Source organism: Microcella sp., from assembly GCF_033763155.1.
Lineage (GTDB): Bacteria > Actinomycetota > Actinomycetes > Actinomycetales > Microbacteriaceae > Microcella.
In genome coordinates, this window is sequence record NZ_JANRKZ010000071.1 from 1 (window position 1) to 6092 (window position 6092).

5 protein-coding genes are annotated in these 6092 nt (G+C 68.1%); 3 read left to right on the forward strand and 2 right to left on the reverse strand.

Annotated features, from left to right (window positions below; genetic code table 11):
* Positions 1 to 110: 110 nt before the first annotated feature.
* On the reverse strand, positions 111 to 1016 hold the full coding sequence (locus tag SFU54_RS03055; protein ID WP_413466548.1) for an A/G-specific adenine glycosylase: 906 nt from the start codon (positions 1014 to 1016) through the stop codon (positions 111 to 113).
* A gap of 56 nt (positions 1017 to 1072) precedes the next feature.
* On the opposite strand from SFU54_RS03055, the gene SFU54_RS03060 reads away from it, so the two are divergent.
* The gene (locus SFU54_RS03060; RefSeq protein WP_319014845.1) at positions 1073 to 2545 is read left to right on the forward strand and encodes an SDR family oxidoreductase; all 1473 of its coding nucleotides are present in this window, start codon (positions 1073 to 1075) and stop codon (positions 2543 to 2545) included.
* Positions 2546 to 2607: 62 nt separating this feature from the next.
* Positions 2608 to 3519 carry a glycerophosphodiester phosphodiesterase gene (locus SFU54_RS03065; RefSeq protein WP_319014846.1) on the forward strand — a complete coding sequence of 304 codons (912 nt, stop codon included), beginning with the start codon at positions 2608 to 2610 and terminating at the stop codon, positions 3517 to 3519.
* 11 nt (positions 3520 to 3530) lie between these two features.
* Here SFU54_RS03065 and SFU54_RS03070 read toward each other — a convergent pair whose 3' ends face one another.
* Positions 3531 to 4919, reverse strand: a complete 1389-nt coding sequence (locus SFU54_RS03070) for a M20/M25/M40 family metallo-hydrolase (protein WP_319014847.1) — start codon at positions 4917 to 4919, stop codon at positions 3531 to 3533.
* Positions 4920 to 4974: 55 nt separating this feature from the next.
* Here SFU54_RS03070 and SFU54_RS03075 point away from each other — a divergent pair.
* On the forward strand, positions 4975 to 6092 hold a 1118-nt coding region (locus tag SFU54_RS03075; protein WP_319014848.1), incomplete at its 3' end, for a DUF2207 domain-containing protein.

The following is a 6092-nucleotide window of genomic DNA, read 5'->3' on the forward strand; positions in this document are numbered from 1 at the left end:
GCAAAGACCAGCCCGGGCACGATGATGAGCACCGAAAACAGGCTGAAGAGCGCCACGGTGAACTTCTCGGTGCGGGTCATGGTGTCCTCCGGAGTCTGGATGAAGTGCGCCTATAGTACCGAGCCGGGCAGGGTGTATCCCGAGTCGGGTGAGCCGATGGCGAGGCCGTCGGCGAGCAGCCCGGTGAGGGCGCGATCGCGCTGCACCGCATCCGCCCACAGGCTCTCGATGACCTCGGCGGGCACGGGCGTGTCGCTCTGACGCAACTCGCGCATGATGAGCCCGCGCACCTGACGATCGCTGCCCTCGAAGCGCGCTTGGCGCGGTGCCGCGGGCCCCTCGTACTCGGGGTAGCCGGCCGTGCGCCACGCGCAGAGCTCGGCGATGGGGCAGACCTCACACCGCGGGGTGCGGGCGACGCACACGGTCTGGCCGAGTTCCATGGCGCCAGCGTTGAACTGCCGCGCCTCGGCGGGGTCGCTGGGCAGCAGCTCCTGCATGAGCGCGAGATCGGCGCGCGTGCGCGCGGGCCCGGCGTCACCATGACCGAGAACCGCGCGGGCCAATACCCGGCGCGTATTGACGTCGACGACCGGCACAGGCTTTCCATACGCGAAGGCGGCGACGGCTCGGGCGGTGTAGTCGCCGATTCCGGGGAGGGCGAGAAGGGCATCCACGTCGTCGGGCACAATGCCGCCGTGTCGCTCGCTAATGGCGACGGCGGCGGCGTGCAGCGCCAGAGCGCGTCGGGGGTAGCCGAGGCGGTCCCACGCGCGCACGGCGTCGGCGGGGGAGTCAGCGGCGAGAGCGTCGGCGCTCGGCCAGCGCGCGAGCCACTGCTCGAGGCGGGGAATGACGCGCGCGACGGGGGTCTGCTGCAGCATGATCTCGCTCACGAGCGTGCCCCACGCGCTAAAGCCGGGGCGTCGCCAGGGCAGGTCACGAGCGTTCGCGGCAAACCACGCGATCACACGAGGCGGGATGCCCGCTCGCCGTTCGCTCTCTGCCACCTGCACCCCTTTACGCTACGACCCGCGGGGCAACTCTCAGCACGCGCCTCTAGCGTTGCGCCATGAAGATGCTCGTCACGGGAGCCACGGGATACATCGGCGGCCGACTGGTTCCGCGCTTGCTCGAGGCGGGCCACGAGGTTCGCGTGTTCGTGCGTGACCCGGTGCGGTTGCGTGACGTGCCGTGGGCGAGCGAGGTTGAGGTGGCAACCGGCGACCTCGCGAACGCGGCCGATGTCGCGCGCGCGCTGGTCGGTGTTGAGGTGCTCTACTACCTCGTGCACTCGATGAGCAGTGCGGGTGACTTCGAGCGCACCGAGCGGCACGTGGCATCCACGGTGGCCACAGCGGCCGCTGCCGCACAGGTCAATCGCATCGTCTACCTCGGTGGGCTGCACCCCGACGGCAAACTCTCGCCACACCTGCGCAGCCGCAAAGAGGTGGGCGACATTCTCTTGGCGAGCGGCGTGCCGACGGCAGCGTTGCAGGCCGGCGTCGTGATTGGTTCGGGCTCGGCGAGCTTCGAGATGATTCGGCACCTCACCGAGGTTCTGCCCTACATGCCGGCCCCGAAGTGGGTGCGCAACTTCATTCAGCCGATTGCGGTTCGGGATGTTCTGCACTACCTCGTCGGCGCGGCAACCCTGCCGGCCGAGGTCAATCGCACGTTCGATATCGGCGGCCCGAGCGTGCTGCGCTACGGCCAAATGATGAACGGCTATGCCGTGGAGGCTGGGCTCAAGCAACGCCCCATCGCGAGCTTGCCCGTGCTGACTCCGTATCTCGCCAGCCAGTGGGTCAATCTCGTGACGCCGATTCCGCGCGCGCTCGCGGTGCCCATCATTTCGAGCCTGCAGTATGACGCCGTGTGCGGTGAGCACGACATCGATGAGTTCATTGCTCCGCCGGCCGGCGGGCTCACGGGCTATCGCCGAGCCGTGCGCTACGCGCTCGCCAAAATGCGTGAGGGCGAAGTCGAGACGACGTGGCAAAACGCGACGGTGCGCGGGGCGCCCAGCGACCTGCTGCCGAGCGACCCCGACTGGAGCGGCCACACGGTCTACACCGACCGGCAAGAGGCCGACTCGGCAGCGCCGCCCGAGGCCCTGTGGCGCGTCGTCGAAGGCATCGGCGGTGACAACGGCTGGTATTCCCTTCCTGTCGCCTGGGCGGCGCGTGGGTGGCTCGACAAGCTCGTCGGCGGGGTCGGTCTGCGCCGTGGGCGACGCGACCCCGACCGGCTGGCGCCGGGCGAGGCCGTCGACTTCTGGCGCGTCGAGACGCTCGAGCGCGGGCGGTTCTTGCGGTTGCGCGCCGAGATGAAGGTGCCGGGGCGAGCGTGGCTCGAGTTCACGGTTGAGCCTCGCCCGGGCGGGGGATCGCGACTCATTCAGCGCGCCGTCTTCTTTCCGACCGGGCTCGGCGGCCGACTGTATTGGGCTGCCGTGTTCCCGTTTCACGGCATCATCTTCAGCGGCATGGCAACGACGATCGCCAAGACGGCGGCAACCCGCATTCAGGTCACGAAACGGTAACGGACTGCGCTAGCATGGCGGCACCGCAATGACGCGGTACCCCTGCTGTGGAGGCTGTGCCGATGCAACGACCGAGTGACCGCTCGCGCCGAGTCTCGGCGCGCCGGTACTCATTCCGTCGCACGGCCGCCTCATTCACGGCCACGCTCGCCCTCGTCGCCGTTCTCGCGATCGATCACACGGCAGCCACCGTCTATGCCGCCCAGCCCCTCGGGTCGATCATTCTCAACGATGGTGTGCCCCTGACGATCGCCCATCGCGGTGCTCCCGCCGAGGCTCCCGAGAACACCATTCCCGCATTCGAGGCAGCGCTCGCGAGCGGTGCCGACGTGCTCGAGTTTGACCTGCACATGACGGCCGATGAGCAGGTGGTGGTGTTCCACGATGAGCTGCTCGACCGCACGACGAACGGCTCGGGTCCGCTCGCTGATCGCACGCTCGCCGAACTTCGCGTGCTTGATGCGGGCAGCTGGTACGGCAGCGCGTGGGCGGGCACGCGCATCCCCACGTTTGATGAGGTCTTGCCGCTGTTGCAGGGTTCTGACGTTCGCGCGCTCATCGAACTCAAGGGCCTGTGGACGGTGGATGCGATGCGCCCGATCATCGCGGGCATCTACCGCTTCGGCATTCAAGATCGGGTGGTGCTCGCGAGCTTCGAGTTGCCCACTCTGCTCGAGCTCTGGAAAGAGGCACCTTCTCTGCCACGCGCGGTGATCGTGCGACGGCTACCCGACGACCCTGTGGACTTTGCTGCCTCGGTCGGGGCCACCACCATCGTGACGAGTTTGCGCTCGTTCCGCGTCGAGCCGGAGGCGGCCGCGATGCTGCAAAAGGCGGGGCTCACCGTCATCGTCTACACGCTCAATCGCGGCGACCTGTGGCAACAGGCTCTCGACCTTGGGGTCGACGGCGTCGTGACCGACGCCCCCCGTCGCCTGGTGACGGTGCACGCACAGGCAGCCCGGGGCTCATAGCGTCGACACCGCTAGCGACGCCGCAGCAAGGCCTCGTAGCCGCGCACGCCCTCGAGAAACGCGCTGACTCTGATGCGCTCATTCTTGGCGTGCAGGCACGCACGTTCGTCGGCGCTCAGCCGAAACGGCGTGAAGCGGTAGACGTGGTCGCTGATGCCGGTCATGAACCGTGAGTCGCTCGCTTGCATCATGACGTAGGGGCTCACGAGCAAGCCCGGGTGCACTGCGTGGATGCTCGCGACGAGGTCATCCCACGCCTCACCCTCGGCCGGCGACACGGGCGAGGGTTCGCTCGGCTGCAGCACCTCGATCTCGATGAGCTCATCGGCAATCGCCTGCCGCACCTCGTCAACGGCCTCGGCCACGCTCGACCACGGCGCGATGCGCACGTTGACGGTCGCTTCGGCGCTCTCGGGAAGCGCGTTGGCCGCGTGCCCGGCGCGCAGTTCGGTCACGGCTCGAGTGGTGCGCAACAGCGCCGTGATCTCCGAGCCGCGCCGCAGCAGCGCGCGCAGGATGAGTGGAGCGTTGAGGTCGGTGCGCGTGAAGAGTGAGCGGAACGGTTGGCGCGCCCGAGCTCCGAGAGTGCGCAGCATGCGGCGAATCGTGGGGTCGAGTCGCGCGCGCGACGGCCGGGCGTTCAGCCGCAGAATCGCGCGGGCGAGCCGCTCGGTCGCCGCGAACGGGGGAGGGCTTGCGGCGTGGCCGCCGAGCTGTTGCACGCGCAATCGCAGAGTCGTGATGCCTTTTTCGGTGACGCCGATGAGCGCGAACGGTTCATCGAGGCCCGGAAAAGCATCCCGAACAATTGCCCCGCCTTCGTCGAGAACGAGTGCTGGGCGGATTCCCCGCTCGGCCAACACGGCGGCCACAGCTTGGGCGCCCGTGCCGGCTACCTCTTCGTCGTGACCGAACACCAGCAGCACATCGTGGCGCGGCGTGAAGCCTGCCTCGAGCAAGCGCTCAACAGCCTCGAGCACGGCGGCGAGGGCTCCTTTGTCGTCGATGGCTCCGCGGCCCCACACCACGGGCTCACCCTCGTGCTCGACGAGGTCAGCGGCAAACGGGGGATGCTGCCAGCCCTCGTCGGTCGCGGCGACGACGTCGTAGTGCGCCATGAGCATCGTCGGAGTCTCGGCGCCCGCAGGGTCGCTCCCGCGCCAGCGGTAGAGCAGCGAGTACCCCGGCCCGCCGTCGGGGTCGCTGCCGAGGCGTTCGCGCTCGAGTGCGGAGTGCACGCGGGGATACAGCGTCGGCAGCGCGGCGATGAGCGACTCAAACACGGCGCGGTCGGCCCGTGGACCGGGCCCTGCCGTCGGTCGGGCAATGGTCGGAAGGCGCACGAGGGCTCGAAGTCGCTCAACCGCGACATCGTCAGGGCTCGGCACGCTCTCGGGCACGCGCTCAGCCTACGGCGCTCTCGTTTCGCGAGAGCGCAGCCGGTAGCGTTCCCCTATGCGTCGTTTCGTCATTCCGATCGTGGCCGCGGTGCTGGCGATCGCCGTCGCCATCACGACCGTCGTGCTGATCGTCGTGCGCGCGCCCGAGCCTCTCGCGAGTGGCCCCGCGCCCGACTCGTCCGCGCAACAGGGTCGCGCGTCATCGGCGCTCTCGGCGGTCACCGGTGGCCCTGTGCGCACGGGGGTCAACGACTTCACGTTCGACTCGTTCGACGTGGTCTACGAACTCGGGCGCGATGCCGACGGACACGCGACGTTGCTGACAACCGAAACGCTGGTCGCACGGTTTCCTGACTACGACCAAAATCGCGGCATCCGTCGCTCGCTCCCGGCCACGTATCAGGGGCACACGACGAGCCTGACGGTGGTGTCGGTGACCGATGGTGATGGTCAGCCTCGCGAGTTTGACGTGGAGTATGGCTCGGGCATCGTCGACATCATCGCTGCCGTGCCCGAGGGACAATTCGTGCGCGGCGAACAGACCTATGTGATCACCTATTCGCAACGTGACGTCGTCGACTACTTCGCCAACTCGAACGCCGACGAGTTCTACTGGAACCTCACGGGCACCGACTGGGCCCAGCCATTCGGGCGCGTCTCGGGCGTCGTCGTGCTCGCCGATGGCCTCAGTAGTGCGCTCACGGGCGAACAGGCGTGTTACCGGGGTTACGCCGGATCAACGGAGCGCTGCGCTATCACGCTGACCGACGACACCCTGCGCGTTGACGAGTTGGCGCTCGGGCCCTATCAAACGGTCACGATTGCGGTCGGATTCGCCCCCGGCACCTTCACGCTGTTCGATACGTCGTACACCGCCTCGGCGTGGGGATGGCTTCAACTGTTGAGCATCGCGATCGCACTGGCGGCCGCTGCCTACGCCGTTGTGCTGCGCGCGACCCGCTATCGCGACGCGGCCGGGCGGCCAGTCATTGTCGCCGAGTACCTCCCACCGCGCGGGCTCACGTTGCTGGAAGCCGCGATTCTTACGAAGCGCTCGACGAAAGCGGTGGCGAGCCAACTCGTCGACTTTGCCGTGCGCGGCATCATCACGATCATCGAGACTCCCGCCACGTGGTTTCGCTGGCGGAATACGTGGACACTGCGGCTCGAAAA